Source organism: Pistricoccus aurantiacus, from assembly GCF_007954585.1.
GTDB classification, from domain to species: Bacteria; Pseudomonadota; Gammaproteobacteria; order Pseudomonadales; family Halomonadaceae; genus Pistricoccus; species Pistricoccus aurantiacus.
In genome coordinates this window covers 1,827,546-1,843,187 of sequence record NZ_CP042382.1, presented here as the reverse complement: position 1 = coordinate 1,843,187, position 15,642 = coordinate 1,827,546, and the positions used below count along the sequence as shown (strand labels likewise).

General features: G+C 57.2%; 12 protein-coding genes, 1 pseudogene and 1 other annotated feature. Of the genes and pseudogenes, 5 read left to right on the top strand and 8 right to left on the bottom strand.

Annotated features, from left to right (window positions below; translation table 11 throughout):
* Nucleotides 1–50: 50 nt before the first annotated feature.
* The 4 genes and pseudogenes from FGL86_RS08855 to FGL86_RS08840 form a co-directional block, all read right to left on the bottom strand.
* A protein-coding gene (locus FGL86_RS08855) for an IS3 family transposase (RefSeq protein ID WP_425468303.1) occupies nt 51–1,183 on the bottom strand; the annotation gives its coding sequence in 2 pieces (ribosomal slippage) (nt 51–928 and nt 928–1,183; 1,134 coding nt in all).
* A gap of 65 nt (nt 1,184–1,248) precedes the next feature.
* Nucleotides 1,249–1,839, bottom strand: a complete 591-nt coding sequence (locus FGL86_RS08850; RefSeq protein WP_186764503.1) for an ISAs1 family transposase — start codon at nt 1,837–1,839, stop codon at nt 1,249–1,251.
* Nucleotides 1,840–2,094: 255 nt separating this feature from the next.
* A complete protein-coding gene (locus tag FGL86_RS08845) occupies nt 2,095–2,925 on the bottom strand; it encodes an SDR family oxidoreductase (protein ID WP_147184220.1) in 831 nt (276 codons plus the stop codon).
* Nucleotides 2,926–3,176: 251 nt separating this feature from the next.
* Nucleotides 3,177–3,579: pseudogene (locus FGL86_RS08840) on the bottom strand (IS30 family transposase); the annotation flags it as partial.
* Nucleotides 3,580–3,822: 243 nt separating this feature from the next.
* Here FGL86_RS08840 and FGL86_RS18125 point away from each other — a divergent pair.
* On the top strand, nt 3,823–5,775 hold the full coding sequence (locus tag FGL86_RS18125) for a methyl-accepting chemotaxis protein (RefSeq protein WP_246131773.1): 1,953 nt from the start codon (nt 3,823–3,825) through the stop codon (nt 5,773–5,775).
* Between the two features lie 78 nt (nt 5,776–5,853).
* Here FGL86_RS18125 and FGL86_RS08830 read toward each other — a convergent pair whose 3' ends face one another.
* A complete protein-coding gene (locus FGL86_RS08830) occupies nt 5,854–6,141 on the bottom strand; it encodes a hypothetical protein (RefSeq protein WP_147184219.1) in 288 nt (95 codons plus the stop codon).
* Nucleotides 6,142–6,291: 150 nt separating this feature from the next.
* Here FGL86_RS08830 and FGL86_RS08825 point away from each other — a divergent pair, with 150 nt between their 5' ends.
* From FGL86_RS08825 to tnpC, 4 genes are all read left to right on the top strand, one after another.
* Complete coding sequence (locus FGL86_RS08825) at nt 6,292–6,912, top strand: rhomboid family intramembrane serine protease (RefSeq protein ID WP_147184218.1); 621 nt, start codon at nt 6,292–6,294, stop codon at nt 6,910–6,912.
* A gap of 313 nt (nt 6,913–7,225) precedes the next feature.
* Nucleotides 7,226–7,594, top strand: coding sequence for an IS66-like element accessory protein TnpA (gene tnpA / locus FGL86_RS08815; RefSeq protein ID WP_147184217.1), 369 nt, complete (start codon nt 7,226–7,228; stop codon nt 7,592–7,594).
* A complete protein-coding gene (tnpB, locus tag FGL86_RS08810; RefSeq protein WP_222433786.1) occupies nt 7,591–7,926 on the top strand; it encodes an IS66 family insertion sequence element accessory protein TnpB in 336 nt (111 codons plus the stop codon). The genes tnpA and tnpB overlap by 4 nt, the downstream gene beginning before the upstream one ends.
* Before the next feature lie 92 nt (nt 7,927–8,018).
* Nucleotides 8,019–9,590, top strand: coding sequence for an IS66 family transposase (gene tnpC, locus FGL86_RS08805; RefSeq protein ID WP_147184216.1), 1,572 nt, complete (start codon nt 8,019–8,021; stop codon nt 9,588–9,590).
* 688 nt (nt 9,591–10,278) lie between these two features.
* Here tnpC and FGL86_RS08795 read toward each other — a convergent pair.
* From FGL86_RS08795 to FGL86_RS08780, 3 genes are all read right to left on the bottom strand, one after another.
* Nucleotides 10,279–11,046: a hypothetical protein gene (locus tag FGL86_RS08795; protein WP_222433815.1), complete on the bottom strand. Its 768-nt coding sequence runs from the start codon at nt 11,044–11,046 to the stop codon at nt 10,279–10,281.
* 124 nt (nt 11,047–11,170) lie between these two features.
* Nucleotides 11,171–12,399 (bottom strand): IS3 family transposase gene (locus FGL86_RS08790; protein WP_425468285.1). Its coding sequence is split into 2 segments (ribosomal slippage): nt 11,171–12,120 and nt 12,120–12,399, totalling 1,230 coding nucleotides; the frame shifts between segments, so codons are not numbered across the junction.
* Nucleotides 12,005–12,121: a sequence feature (AL1L pseudoknot), on the bottom strand. (Overlaps the previous gene by 117 nt.)
* Nucleotides 12,400–12,446: 47 nt before the next feature.
* Complete coding sequence (locus FGL86_RS08780) at nt 12,447–15,629, bottom strand: NACHT domain-containing protein (protein ID WP_222433814.1); 3,183 nt, start codon at nt 15,627–15,629, stop codon at nt 12,447–12,449.
* Between the last annotated feature and the right edge of the window lie 13 nt (nt 15,630–15,642).

The following is a 15,642-nucleotide window of genomic DNA, read 5'->3' as shown; positions in this document are numbered from 1 at the left end:
CTGGACAGCTTGAAGGTGTTACTAAGCTCTGACCTCTTTGTTTACCCGGCTCAAGCTGCCAGGGTCACGGATGGCTGGTAATACACCTCGTCGGGTGTTTGATAATCATGGCTCTGATGGAACCGCTCCTGATTGTAGTGCCGGAAGTACCGGTTAAGCGCCTGTCTCAAGTGTCGCCCATCCTCGAAGGCGGTGAGGTAGATGCACTCATGTTTGACACTGCGCCAGAGGCGTTCCACGAAGATATTGTCATGGTAGCAGCCCTTGCCGTCCATGCTGATCCGGATGCCATGATGCTTGAGAACATCGGTGAAGGCTTCACTGGTGAACTGGACACCCTGATCCGTGTTGAAGATTTCCGGCGTTCCATGACGTTGCAGGGCCTCCTCCAGAGCATCAACGCAGAAGTCAGCGTCCAGGGTGTTCGAGACGCGCCAGGACAGCACCTTGCGAGTGTGCCAGTCCATGATGGCCACCAGGTACATGAAGCCCCGGGCCAGCGGCGCATACGTGATATCGGCGGCCCACACCTGGTTGGGCCGGTCGATCCGGCGCCCTTTGAGCAGGTAGGGATAAACCTTGTGCCCCTCGCCGGGAATGCTGGTTCTCGGACGCGGGTATACCGCCTGCAGGCCCATGGTGCGCATCAGTCGCTGGACTCGCTTGCGGTTTACCTGATAGCCCTGGCGCTGCAGGAACGCCCGCATTTTGCGAGACCCGTAATACGGCGTTTCCAGATGTTGCTGATCAAGTAGATACATGAGATTCAAATCCTTCTGACGCTGTTGCCGAGGACGGTAGTACACCGATGAGCGGCTCAATTTGAGCAATTCACATTGGCGCGTCATGCTGATATCAGGGTGGTCGCGCTCGATCATCGCCAACCGGCGTCGACGACTTACTGATCGAGCTTGCGCGATAAAAAATCGCGTTCCACCGTCAACCGGCCGATCTCGCGATAGAGTTCATCGGTGTTGGGCTCGTTGGACGGCTTGCCAGCCTTCTTCTTGCCTTCGAAGAGGTCAGGGGCATTTTCCAGCAGCTCGCGTTTCCAGGTGCTGACCATGGTCGGATGGATCTGGAAACGGGCGGCGATCTCGGAAGTGGTCTGGTCACCCTTGAGAGCGGCCAGGGCAACCTTGGACTTGAATGAAGCGCTGTACTGTTGGCGTTTCTTGCTCATGATTCTCCTCCTGAGGGAGATGATGAATCAGAGCTTAGGCACCTGTCCAAATTTCGGGGTCCAGTTCACTTGACGGCCAGCAGGTAGTCGCCCTTTTGGTCGAGTATGGTCTGCGCGATCGTCTGCTGACAGCCCATTGCGTCCAGCGTCACCAGGCTGTCCTGGAGGTCCAGTAAGGACAACAGCTCAGGGATGGCAGTGATTTCATTGGATTTTTCATCGGTCTTCCATTGGCCCATCACCACACCATTGGTCGTCGCGAAAGCGCTGACCATAGGAATGGCCGATTGCCGATTCCCGGGGCGACAGGAACTGCGCAGGGTTTTGCCATCCACGGCAATGACCTGACGTTGCGCGTGTGCTTCGGTCTCCTTCATCCACTGGATGAAGGCGCCTTGCAGCGCCTCGGGATCAATCCGGCTCATCACCCGGGCGATGGTGTCATGAATCGGAATACCGTTCTCGTAGTCGCCATAGCGTTTTAGCCAATCGCGCCGAGCATGCCCAAAATCTTCGATTTCTTCCCAGCCTTCACAGCCTGCAATGACAGCGGTGACGGTCAGAAACAGGCTATCGAACAGCGGATAAGTGATTTTGGCCGCCTGACGCATATCGGTGATGCTGGACAGGTGCTGGGCAAGAACAGTGAGGCTCATGGTCGGGTTCGCAAAAGCCTTCACCAAACCACATCGGGCCATCCGGAGGAAAGTGCACGTGTTGAACCGGTTAATTTTTGTTCACGCTCTCACCCTGCGTCTCTTTCCTTCAGTATGGACGCCTTATGGCCGGAGTGATTATGAAAGCAAGAAGAGAGCCTCGTGATCATGGCAGTCTATATCGTGAAATAGACTGCCATACCATCGAGGTAACCCGGCGACCTGTGCAAAGCAGGTCGTTTTCCCCGACCCTGCTTATAAGCCAAAAATTTCCTTTACCTTCTCTTCGAATGCTTTGTCATCCATGCTTTTGCGCATTGGCACGAACTGCTCTGACTCCTTGCCAACCTCAACGGCTATATCGCTAGCATCATTCTCGATAATATTCTTCACGGCCTGCGCGATAGGCAGAGGATCAGGACCGTCGTTGATTGCCTTAGCCACAATTGGAACGAAATGAGACACCAGCTCTTTGTAGGGAGAGTCTTCGCTGGTCGTCCGGCTGTTGGCGACAAGGCCTTTTTTCACGAAGTTGGTTCCAAACAAGCCCGCCAGTACAGAGTGCACTCTTATACCAAAGGGAGCCACCTCAAACCTCAAGGAATCGGTAATACCCTCGACGGCATATTTGCTGGCATTGTAATGCGACAGCAAGGGGAGCCCCATCCTTCCCAAGAAGGAAGAAATATTGATCACCACACCACCTTGCGCTTCCCGCATATGTGGGAGGACTTCCCTGGTCATCTTGATGAGACCAAAGACATTCACATCGAATTGCTGGAATATTTCCTCATCCGTCCCTTCCTCCAGCGTCGCAAGAAGCCCGAAACCTGCGTTGTTTACCAAAACATCGATCTTACCTTCCTTGGCCATGACATGCTGGACGGCTTTCTGAATGGACGCTGTATCCTGTACATCGAGGGGCACGGTATTAATTTTGACACCGCGTTTTTCGGCCTCTTCCATTAATTCTTGACTGGCATTTCTTGCGCCGGCATAGACGGTATATCCGTGTTCGGCCAGCAGCAGCGCGGTTTCCTTGCCCATACCGGACGTCGCGCCAGTGATCAAAACAGTTTTATTCACGATGGAATCCTTTTCAAGTCAATAGATATTGGTTTTCTGAGATTGCTCATCACCAAAGGAGTTAGCAAACTGTGCATAAAGTGGCGAAACCCTGGCCATCAATCTGAAGCATATTGGACCTAGCTCATGAATCTTGCCTCCATTGGATGGCAGGATAACCCTCTGCCTGGCCAGCGAATACTTTTATTCTGAGTATCGCCATCGTGGCCTGGCTCACCGCGAAGTGAATCAGGGCGCTATGCTTGAAGGACAAAACGGCTACGGCTTGCGGGTAACGGGATCCTTGACCGGGCGATCGCATCGAGTTCTTCCTGACTGTAGGCCGACGAGTCCGTGCCCTTCGGCGAGTACTGCCGTAACAGCCCATTGGTTTTTTCGGGGGCGGCCATCCGCTTTGAGCCCCGTTGCCAGGGGCCATGAGGACCCGCAAAGTAGATCGCCGTTCCCGTCTTCTGGGTAATCTCGGCATGCTTCGTCATTCCTCTGCCCTGATCGTAGGCCATGGACAGGTGCAGTGAACGCGGCACCTCATTGAGCTTGTCACTGAACCCGATCGCTGTCGCGGTTGCCGTGGTGGCTCGGCATCGGACGATCTTCGACCTCGGGCGGGTGCATATGAATACTGACCAGGTCGGGAATCTGTTGACGTCGATCCTTATGGCAGCGCGATCTTTAGCGTAGAGGTGGTGATAGTAGTGAGTCATGGCAATACCTTGCCTGGTGGGTCAGGTGTCGCGCTTGCTCATTGAGATCGTCCTCACCGCTCGCGGGGGGCTGAATTGTCAGTAATTCCTTAAAGACAAAGTGCGAGAAGCCGATAAGAGGTAAACCACCCCGAAACGACACATGACATATTTACCGCTGAGTGCTGTCAACACTTTATAAGAGACCACCGAAATGCGACTGAACAGCTATTCTATCGGGCTGCGCGTGACTACCGGCTTCGCAATCGTTCTTTCATTGGCCATTGCCATCATCGTGACCTTCCTTCTGAACCGTATAGACAAGGTCATTCAGGAAGCCGAGCACAGAGAACTCACTGCTCTGAATGGCAGTCTCACCGCATCGCTTGATGCCGAAGCCCGCTTGGCCACCACGATGAGTACCTTGGTGACCGGGATTCCTGAGGTGGGTGAGGCATTAGCCAACGGGCAGCGCGATCGACTGGCGGCTCTTTTTCAATCTGGATTCAAGGCGCTAAGTGAAGGCTATGGTGTCAAACAGTTCCAGTTTCATTTGCCCCCAGCCACCTCATTCCTGCGGGTACATAAACCCGAAAAATTCGGTGATGACCTCAGTGATCTTCGTCCGACTATCGTAGAGACCAACCGCTCTAAGCAACCTGTTTCCGGTCTGGACCTGGGAGTGGCCGGCCTGGGAATCCGCGGTCTTGTACCTGTATTTCATCAGGGGGGGCATGTTGGCTCTCTTGAATTCGGCATGAGTTTCGGACAGTCCTTCTTCGAAAATTTTGGCGAGCAATATGGTGTCGAAGCCGGCCTGCAAATCCTGAGGGAAGAAGGCCTGGTGCCTTTCGCTTCAACGGTGGGTAAGCAATCGCTACTACCCGCAGCCATTCAGCAAGCCGCTCTGAACGGTGAGCGTCCAATTTATTACACCACCGTCGCGGATAAGCCGGTGGCGGTGATGGGCTCGCTCGTCAAGGACTACGCTGGAGAGCCTATCGGTGTAGTCGAGATCGCCATGGACCGTTCAACCTATATTGCCACGTCGATGCTGGCGCGCAATTCGGCGCTGCTGATTGCCGCGTTGGCAATGGGGGTTGGCCTGGCGCTAGCGCTGTGGTTATCACGTACTATCGTTGGTCCGATTCAGCGTACCACCCAGGCAATGAGCGATATCGCCGCGGGTGAAGGAGACTTGACCCGTCGACTAAACGACAAAGGGCGCGATGAACTGAGCGAGCTGGCACGCCAATTCAACGCCTTCGTCGGACGCATGCAAAACACGCTGAAGGAAGTGCGCAGCAGTACTCGCAGCGTCAATCGAGCCGCCGGCGATATCGCGCAGGGTAGTGAAGAATTGGCCACGCGCACCGAGCAGGCCGCGGCCAATCTGCAGGAAACCTCGGCTTCCATGGAAGAGATCACCTCCACGGTGAATCACAGCGCGGATTCCGCGCAGCAGGCCAACCAGCTGGTGCAGTCCACCGCGGATGTAGCGCGCCAGGGTGAAGCGGCCATGAGTCAGGTCGAGCGCACCATGGAGGATATCAACGCCTCCGCCACCAGGATCGGTGAAATCATCACCATGATCGATGCCATCGCCTTTCAGACCAATATCCTGGCACTCAATGCCTCCGTGGAAGCCGCTCGGGCCGGCGAACATGGCCGTGGCTTTGCGGTAGTCGCCCAGGAAGTGCGTACGCTGGCCAGTCGTTCAAGCAATGCCTCCGGGGAGATTCGCACTCTGATCGATACCTCGACTTCTCATACCAGGTCCGGCGCGGAGCTAGTGCGCAATGCAGGCCAGACCATGCGAGAGATCGTCGCCAGCGTGGCCCGGGTCACGGACGTGATCGGCGAGATCAGCGCCGCCACCAGGGAGCAGAGCAGCGGCATCAGTCAGGTCAATATGGCCGTGATGGAAATGGACAGCATGACTCAGCAGAACGCAGCCATGGTCCAGCAATCCTCCACTGCCGCTGCAGACATGCGCCGTCACGCCCTGCAGCTCAGCAACTTGATCAACTCCTTCGTACTGGGTGAAGAGACCACTACCGTCACGCAAGACATCAAAACCAAGAACCCAGCGCCCTCCTCTATCCTGAAACAGGTGTCGGCTAGACAGCCTGCGCGGGAAGAAGTCGAGGAGTGGAGTGACTTCTAACCTTTGTACTAGGTAGTAAATGCAAAACGCCTGGCCACATGGGCAGGCGTTTGTTTTGCGTTCAAGATGACGTCAACTTCAGCAGCGATCAGTCATTTCCAGCTTGCACCCTTCGTTTTGCCCATACTGGAATCGGCCGACGATACGGATCTGCTCACCCAGATAAGGCGCGATGCGCTCCTGAGGAAACACCTTCACCCGCTTCAGGCCTTCATCCTCGATCCAGTAGTGACGCGGCGTTTCAAAGATCATCCTCTGGGTAGCAACGCGTTTGTCTTCGTAAGCCGCTCGTTGCGATGCCAATATCGATAATGGTATTTCGGCGGGCTTGTCGTCGGCGCAGGCCACCAGAGTGGTCAGCAGCATACCGATAATTCATCCTTTGCGGCGCAGATGCATAGGTGAATTCAACGCGACCGAATACTCAAAGGGCATACTTCAACGTACTTGCAAGACCGCATCCTAACAATCTGACACCATGATGGCATTGAATTCCCATCTCGCGGAGACCTGTTCATGCTGGATCTGACCCAGATGCCAATCACCCTGGCGCTGCTCGTCATCAACATCATCGTCAGTATTTACGCACTGAAGAGCCATCCTCGACTCATTGATCGGCTGGCCTTCAAACCCGAACGCATTCTGCGCCATGGCGAGATTTACCGGCTCGTGACCGCGGGCTTCGTGCATGCCAATGGTGCGCATCTGCTGGTCAACATGCTCACTCTGTATTTTTTCGGCCCCTGGCTCGAGATCGTTCTAGGCCCAGTCAGCTACCTGGTTCTCTATTTCGGTTCCGAACTCACGGCCCACTGCCTATCGCTGATCATCCAGCGCGGTAACGCTCGCTATTCGGCGGTCGGCGCCTCGGGCGCCATCACCGGCGTGCTCTTTGCCTTCTGTTTATACGAACCCTTTCGGATGCTCTATCTCTTCTTTGCCATCCCCATTCCCGCCATCCTGTTTGCCATCGGCTTCGTGGCACTCTCGCTCTACGCCATGCAAAATCGTGGGCCAAATCAAGTCGGCGGCCTCGCCCACGAGGCCCATCTTGGCGGCGCCGTTGGAGGCGTGTTGATTACCATCCTGCTCGACCCCCGCGCCCTTCCTCTGTTTCTCCAGCAAATAGGCGCCTGATATGCACACAACCCCGACTTCCACAGCGCTGGCTGTCGTCCTGCACGGCATTGGCACTAATAAACTGTCCACGATGTCCGATACTGCTCAGGCGGGTATCACGGAAGTTGGCAATCAGCACCGGCGTCAGGGCCACGAGGGAGTATTTACCTAGGTACCCGGTCAGCGTAGTGGCCTTCACTTTCCCGGGTGCTCAGGGCTTTTTGGTAGGAGTAACATCAGCTAGGTAAGTATGCGTCCGCTGAACACACCTTCCGCTGAGCCTCGACTTCTCAGAGAGTAGGTGCCCACCTATTTTAAGTGGACACCTATCATGAGTGAGTCAAGCGTGTTGGAGGCGCCTCGCAAGCGGCGCCGCTTTACCGCCGCATTCAAGGCCAGGATTGTCGAAGCGTGCCACCAGTCCGGCGCCTCGGTGGCCGGCATCGCGTTGGCGCATGCCCTGAACGCCAACCTGGTGCACAAATGGATCCGTGAGGCGCGTCGCAGGGAAGCGGTGAACGACAGGCCGGCCTTTGTCCCGGTGCCGATAGCCAGCACCGCAGCCCCGGTGGCGACTCAGCGTCAGGAGGCCGAGCGCATTCGCCTCTCGCTACCGAGTCCCCAGGGGACAGTGACGATCGAGTGGCCCGTGTCGGATGCGCAGGGCTGTCGGGCGCTACTTCGGGAACTGCTGTCGTGATCCGCATCGATGAATTCTGGCTGGCTACCGAACCGCTGGATATGCGCGCCGGTCCCGACACGGCGCTGGCCCGGGTGGTCAAGGTGTTCGGCGCTGCCCGACCGCACTGTGCCTACCTGTTCGCCAACCGGCGCGGCAACCGCATGAAGGTGCTGGTTCACGATGGTCTGGGCATCTGGCTGTGCGCCCGGCGCCTGAACCAGGGCAAGTTTCACTGGGCCGGTAACTGGTACGGCGATCGGGTCGCGCTGTCCCCCGAGCAGGTGACGACGCTGGTACAGGGACTGCCCTGGCAGCGTATCGGTCCGGCGGGGGCCATTTCGGTGCTGTGACGCGCGACGCACCGGGTGGCACAGAATGCGGCACCCGGCCATTCGATGATGCGCTAATTCCGCTGTCCTCAGTGGGCTGGCATACTCGCCCAATGACCACGCCGCCCGATCTGTCCCAGCTCACCCCCGATCAGCTCCGCCACCTGGCGGCGACGCTGATGGTGCAGGTCAAACAGCAGGATATGGCGCTGCAGGAGCGAGGGCAGGCACTGGCGCAGAGCCAGAAGACGCTGCGTTACACCGAGCAGGTCAACCAGAAGCTCACCTACGAACTGGCGCTGCTCAAGCGCCACACGTTCGGCCGGCGCAGCGAGCAGCTCAACGCCTTGCAGATCAGCCTGCTGGACGAGGGGGTGGAGGCCGATATCGCCGCCATCGAGGCCGAGCTGAAAGAGCTGGCTCCCCCCGCTACAACACCGTCAGCCAAGCAAACGCCTAAACGCACCCCGTTGCCTCCCGAGTTGCCACGCACCGAGATCCGCCATGACCCCCAGAGCGAGCACTGCGCGTGCGGTTGCCAGCTGCGCCGGATCGGCGACGAGATCAGCGAAAAGCTGGACTACACGCCGGGCGTGTTCACCGTCGAGCGCCATATCCGCGGCAAGTGGGTCTGCGACGGGTGCGAGACGCTGACCCAGGCGCCGATGCCGGCGCAGGTGATCGACAAAGGCATCCCCACCGCCGGCCTGCTGGCCCAGGTGTTGATCGCCAAATACGCCGATCATCTGCCGCTGTATCGGCAGGCACAGATCTTCGCCCGTGCCGGCGTGGCGATCCCGCGTTCGACGCTGGCCGAGTGGGTCGGTATTTGTGGCGTCCGACTTCAGCCGCTGGTCGATGCGCTGCGTGACCTGCTGCTCGCCGAGCCGGTGCTGCATGCCGATGAAACGCCGGTGCCGATGCTGGTACCCGGCAAGAAGAAGACCCACCGAGCCTATCTCTGGGCCTATGCCACCACGCCCTACGCCGGACTGAAGGCGGTGATCTACGACTTCACCGACGGCCGTGGCGGTCAGCATGCTCGCGACTTCCTCGGCGACTGGCAGGGTAAGCTGATCTGCGACGACTACAGCGGCTATAAGCAGCACTTCGCCAACGGCGTCACCGAGATCGGCTGCATGGCCCACGCCCGACGCAAGTTCGTCGACCTGCACGTGACTGGCAAGAGCCAGATCGCCGAGCAGGCCGTCGACACCATCGGCGAGCTCTATCAGGTAGAACGCGAAGCCCAGTCACTGACGGCGGAAGCACGCCAGCGGCTACGCGACACCAGGGCGAGGCCCATCGCCGATGCGCTACACCGCTGGATGCTGGCTCACCGTGAAAAAGTCCCGAATGGCTTGGCCACCGCCAAGGCACTGGACTATAGCCTGAAACGCTGGGCGGCGCTGACACGCTACCTGGATGACGGGGGGTTGCCGATCGACAACAATCGAGTGGAGAACCTCATTCGCCCCTGGGCGCTGGGCCGCAGCAACTGGCTGTTCGCCGGGTCACTGCGCAGTGGCCAGCGCGCCGCCACCATCATGAGCCTGATTCAGTGCGCCAAGCTGAACGGCCATGAGCCGCATGCCTACCTGAAAGACGTGCTGGAACGGCTGCCGACGCAGAAGGCCAGCCAGGTCCATGAACTCCTGCCCCACAACTGGCAACACAGCAACTGATCGCTGGCAAGCGGTGATCAGCGGACGCTTACCTAGGTAACGCTTGAGCGCGGCTTCAAGCGTCATGTGCTCCGAGGCGCTGCGCTGGATATAGACGCCGCGCACTATTTCGTCTTCGGTGCGGCGCGCCCAGTCCTGGGCGACGTGCTTGGTGCGGAAGGTCTTGGCGGTGGTGGGCCCAGCAGGACTCGAACCTGCGACCAAGGGATTATGAGTTCGCTACTAAAACAATAAGCTACTGACAAAAAAGAAAAACTGACCGAAATATAGCGTAAGGTACAGTTCTTTGGAATCAGTAGCTTAGCGAAAGCTGAGGATAGCACACGAAGCTGATGTGTGTACCGGTAGTGTACCGTTTGGGGGTTCCCTCCCCTCTCTCGAATAGCATGCCTCTGAAGGGGCGTAAGATTGCTTCTCTCAAAGGCATGCTGACCGCTTGTACGACATACTCAAGTCCGATGCGGTTAGAGAGCTGGCACCGGCGATATTAACTTACTTTATTCTCAGGTCGTACTAGAAAATGGTTCGCCGGATAGCTGACATTCTAGACGATAATTTTAACGTACCTCGACCTGGTCAGGCCGCCGAACCGCGCATCCATACCGAATATTGAATCCGCTGCCGGTTCCACGCACTGCATAAACGTCTACTGCGTCCAAGAAGGGCGACGCGCCCTCCCTGATTTAGCCTACGATTGAATGCTCGAAGCGGGCTGATAGACGTGAGTACGCTTGTGAATATGCTGGTGGTTCTCATAGTACTCGTTCAGGTTGTGCGCTTCGGCTGAACGGTGATGAAAACCACGCTCTCCCCACATGAGCCACACCAGCGCCTTGCCGGACTGCGTCAAGTAAATGTCAAGAATGTCACGACGTAGATAGCTGAAAGAACCACTGATCTGCGAATCATACTCACCGATTTCGCGGTACAGGGACGCCACGCCTGAAGCATCATGCAAGTCCCATTTATTGGCGCAGTACCTGAGACTCAAAGCCTCACAGAGCCGCTTAGAGGGCAGGCACGCACCGCTGTCCTGATTCATCACACTGTGGTAGCTCTCCCAGTTGTACTTCTGCACTGGGATGTCGACCGCGACGCCATTATTTGACGACCAATCAGCGGACACCATGTATTCGGCAAGGTCATCCTCTTCCTCATCAGCGACAGGCACTCCCGGAATCGAGGAGAAAGGCATCTCCCCTGCATAGGTGTAGTAGTAGCCTGGTACCTCTGGAATGGCGTGATTGCCGGGGTATTCGAGACCAGTGAACAACGTGCACAGACGTTCGACGTCTCCGCTGTCCACGAGTACACCTCGGAGGAAGGTAAAGACCTGTCGGTCGTCAATGGGAGCGTTCTGTTCGAGGAACCCGTCAAGTAAGACCCACGGCCCCGTCAGGCCATCAATCTCTGCGATCTCGAGAATTCCGCGGTAATCTGGTTGCGGACCTTTCACCACCCAGTCACCACCCGTAGGCTGACTGTTGAATAAGTCTGGGAGCGGCAGGTCGATGCTCTCGGCCCCACGTGGGAAGGTCGGGTGAACCGCCCCGCGTATCGCGGAGGCCCGTTAGTTTAAGTCACGCTGCCATAGCGGCCTGACTGTTAAGTTGCCGATAGTAGTTTGCCTCAGCTTCTGCCGGCGGGATATACCCCAGTGGCTCCATCAGCCGTTGGTGGTTGAACCAAGATACCCATTCCAGCGTCGCCAGCTCAACGGATTCCATGGATTTCCAGGGGCCGCGCCGGTGGATCAATTCTGCTTTGTACAAGCCGTTGATGGTTTCAGCGAGGGCGTTATCGTAACTGTCGCCTTTGCTGCCTACCGATGGATCGATGCCTGCTTCGGCCAGGCGTTCCGTGTAACGGATCGACACATACTGTGATCCCCTGTCGGAGTGATGAATCAAGTCCTCTGACTTGTCGGGCTGACGGGCGTAGAGTGCCTGCTCCAGAGCATCGAGTACGAAATCCGTGTTCATCGTGCGACTGACGCGCCAACCCACAATATGGCGGGCGAAGACATCCACAACGAAAGCCACATACAACCAGCCTTGCCAAGTGGAAACGTAGGTAAAGTCCGATACCCAGAGCTGGTCCGGACGGTCGGCGACAAACTGCCGGTTGACCCGATCCAGCGGGCACGGCACTGACTGATCCGGGACGGTGGTACGCATCGTCTTGCCGCGACGGGCACCCTGAAGGCCCAGAAATCTCATGAGCCGTTCCACGGTACAGCGGGCCACAGGGATGGCTTCCCGGTTCATCTGCTTCCAGACTTTATCGGCACCATAGACCTTGAGGTTGTCATTCCAGACACGCTTGATATGCGGTATCAAAACCTCGTCGCGCTTGACCCGGTCACTGCGTCGTGCCGGATTGCGCTGCCGGGCCGCATGACGCCGGTAGGCCGACGGGGCAATCTGCAATACTTTGCAGATCGGCTCGACCCCGTAGGTATCCCGATGCTGATCAATGTAGGTGTTTACGACTTCAGCTTGCGGTCGAGCTCCGCCTGGGCGAAAAAAGCGCTGGCCGTGCGAAGGATGTCATTGGCGCGCCGCAATTCCTTATTCTCACGCTCCAGGTCCTTCATGCGTTGTGTCTCGGCGGTGGTTGTTCCAGGGCGCTCACCGATATCGATCTGGGCACGCTTGACCCATTCCAGCAACGTTTGTGGTACACAGCCAATCTTGGGGGCTATAGACTCCACAGCCGCCCACAGCGACGGGTACTCGTCACGATGCTCCTGCACTAGCCGGACAGCGCGCTCTTTAACCTCAGGGGAAAACTTGTTTGACTTGTTCATGGCTCCATTCTCTCAGATGCTGGAGCCTCCTCAAAACCCGGGGCGGTTCACGGGTCGATGTCCGCATCTGAGGGGCGAGCGCTGCGTTCCTCGGCAAGGAGGCCCTGAGCGTACTGGACACCCCACATCTCAAAGTAGGCGATCCAGCCGTACTTCTTCCCGTATCGGTCGACCTTGTGCTTATCACCTCCAATACGAGGCCCGGAGTTCATTTGCCGATCAACAGCCTCGAACTTCTCGGGGTCATAGCCAAGCACCAGCATTCGCGAAACTATTGTCGGCAGCACCCGCTGGTACTCTGGGTTGCTGTCGTCGTAATTCCGTCGGCCTGGAATCAGCCTTCCTATCGTGTAGTTGCCGAAGTCCATCCGAATCGCCGCACGCTTTGCACGCTCGATTACCGTCGGGTCATACTGCGGCATGTTCTCAAACGGACTGGGCAGATGGCTAAGCGGTGGAAGGAGGTAAGCTGCGTCGTCCTCAGACAAGCAAGCCGGATCAACCATCCTCGCGATGGCAATTATTCCCAGACAATACTGCTGATACAGGGCATGCCAAGTAGGAAACGTCGCGCCTGGCGCGAACATCGCTTGATAAATCTCACGAGCAACTCTAGGCAGTGCCTCACGCATCTCCACAGCATTAATATCTGACCAGATGGTCAGCGCCGCACCGTAAGCCGCCGCGAACATCCGTTCGGGGACGTATGGGTCTGAAACGGCAATAGCCTCTACTGCCAGCCGGAAAAACTCCGAGGGTCGCTTGCAGGCGAATTCGTACAGAGTCTTGGTAGCCACGTCGCGCAGACTTCTGGACGTTGACGTCAGCGTCCACATCACCCAGCGTGCCCGCCGAATCTCTCGCTCGTCTAGATCACCCGATTTCCATCTAGATGCCAAGAATTTGAAATCGTCTTCGACTTCCTCAGACCTCTCGCGCACCCACTCAGTCCAGAATAGATCGCGTTGCGTATTGGGCATGGACAAGAGCACACCGTGCAAGAAGTCCATATCAAACGGATGCGCCCGCGCTGCCCTAGTGGCTCGAAGTCTCGTGAAGGCAATCTGTGCGAACCGTTTCGACTGTTGCATTGCGTGCGCGAACCGTTCTACCGTATCCCTCCCGATGTGCCTTGGATCTGATTGCGCTGTCAACAATAGAGCGTTCATGACGAGATTCTCGTCCGACAAGTCTTGCCAAAGCTGATGCCTGCCAAGGCGTTGCGGATACAGGCCAACCAGAGCCCGGAACACGTCAAAGGCGAAGGTATGCGATCCAGGCTCACGGAATTGGAACTGTGCGCGTCCTTCATCGCTTTGCAGCCACTGCGCCAAGGCCGGCCTATCAAGCAGTTGTCTCGCCATCATATGGCCGGCCATAAGGTCATATGAAAACGCGATTCCTTGACCGCCTTCTTCAGAAGTTGTTCGAACGAGAACACCTTCAGATTCCAGCGCACGAATGACACTGGCATCCCAGCCCATGTCTCGGACTGCCGTCCGTGCAGCATTGAACTCCACGCTTCTCGCGTTGCTCTCCCAGAGGAGTCTCGCGATCGTCAGCAGAGCATCTTGCACTTCATCCTGATAAATGCGATGCGCCGTCAATGAAAGCTCAGCGACTCGTGCGGCAACTCTGTTAAAGTGCTCTTCGAACAGGCTTGCAAGAGAGCTGGGCAGTGCCTCCACCCCGACAAGGTTCTGGCGACGAGGGTTCGCCACCTCGCAGAAGATTCTTAGCGTCAATGGGTTTTGCAAGAACTCGATTGGCAGATCTGCGTCGGTGGCGTCGATCTTGTAGTACTCAAAGTATTTGTCGATAGCCGCCTGTGGGTCTTCCTGGAACCCGTTGTGCTCAAGTTGAGGAAATTCCGCCGGCAGGCACATTTGCGCGAACTCATTGCGTAGAGTGACAACCAGCAAGACGTACGGAAAGTCCTTCAGTAGCTCTTCCGCTCGCGCGAGCTCATCCTTCCAGTTTCTCGGATCTTCTGCCTCATTCAGGCCGTCAATGACAATAGGGAGGCGCTTGCCCGCGCGCTGCCCCGCCGCATCTACGGCCTCAACCAGCCGATTGAAGCTCTCCGCCGGCCTACCAGAAATCTTGAAGGCAGACACAAGATCGTCAAGCCCTTGGCCTGCATGAAGGTTTTTTCCCAGCAGCAAAACACCACCGGGAAGGTCTCCGTCCGGCTGTGTCACCTTGACGGCAAGCTCAGATTTTCCTTCGCCTGCAGCTGCAAGCACAGCCACGGTTCGAACGCCGATCGACCGCTCCAGCCTGCGCAGTGCCGACGCAACTGCGTGGATGTCCGCGACCAGATTCGCGGTTAACGGTGCTCCACCTGAACGCGCCCCACGCAGCTTCGAGAGCAGCCTGTCGTAGCGCACCGGCTGCGACAGATTCGCTGCTAGTATTTGCTGTATAGCGTCGAAGTCGCCCGTGCCGAGCGCAGCATGCAGGCTATCGAGCAGGTCAGCCAACCCGGTAGCTCGAGCCAGAAGCGAGTCGACTTCGGCCTTGAGTTCGGTTTTGAGTTGCCCCGTGATCGAAGCAATGGCCGCGCAATTTGTCTTGAGGGCACTTGAGAGCTTCTCCAGTGAGTCCCACGCACTCTGGCCACCCAGATGCCTGAGTATCTTCTCCTCTGCCCCAACAACCACATGAACTTCCGGCTGGTATCGGCGGTTGAATGGAGCCGCAGCGAGCCTGTGTTGCTCAGCAAGCAGTGCAGGCGTCAGAACGAGCTCACCGAAGTAGGTTTCCCGAAGTAGTGCTCCAGGCCCAACCAAGAGGTCTTCGATGTCCGTTGCTGTCAGCAGCTCCAGCTTCAACTCAGGGAAGCGTTCTTTCTCAAGCGCAAAGAACCACTCTTGGTCTTCCTTTGTTAGCGTGTGGCGTGTCCAAAGCTTCCAATCGGTCACACCTGGGACATGCTTGCGCGTCTTCTCCATGCCCTCGATGATCTTTCTGCGGCGTGTAGCACCCAAGTTTTGTCCGTTCGCCAGCTCATACCATTTGCATTGCCAACCAATCCAGCGTGGCGGTGCTCCGAGATCACAAGACTCTGTCAGTTCAAGGTGGAACTCCACACCAGGCTGGTTTGCGAGTTGCTTGAAGCGACCAAAGCGTCCGTAGTGTTGGCGCACTAGAGCACGGCAAAGCTTCTCAAAGTTTTCGTCCGCTGCTCCGGGCAACTTGCTGAACACATCCCAATTTGCTTCAGGCATCGGCGTTTTCCCT

Coding starts and splice junctions, on each gene's coding strand:
- FGL86_RS08850 (WP_186764503.1), bottom strand. CDS start 1,839: ATGAGCCTCACTGTTCTTGCCCAGCACCTGTCCAGCATCACCGATATG.
- FGL86_RS18125 (WP_246131773.1), top strand. CDS start 3,823: ATGCGACTGAACAGCTATTCTATCGGGCTGCGCGTGACTACCGGCTTC.
- FGL86_RS08830 (WP_147184219.1), bottom strand. CDS start 6,141: ATGCTGCTGACCACTCTGGTGGCCTGCGCCGACGACAAGCCCGCCGAA.
- FGL86_RS08825 (WP_147184218.1), top strand. CDS start 6,292: ATGCTGGATCTGACCCAGATGCCAATCACCCTGGCGCTGCTCGTCATC.
- tnpA (WP_147184217.1), top strand. CDS start 7,226: ATGAGTGAGTCAAGCGTGTTGGAGGCGCCTCGCAAGCGGCGCCGCTTT.
- tnpC (WP_147184216.1), top strand. CDS start 8,019: ATGACCACGCCGCCCGATCTGTCCCAGCTCACCCCCGATCAGCTCCGC.
- FGL86_RS08780 (WP_222433814.1), bottom strand. CDS start 15,629: ATGCCTGAAGCAAATTGGGATGTGTTCAGCAAGTTGCCCGGAGCAGCG.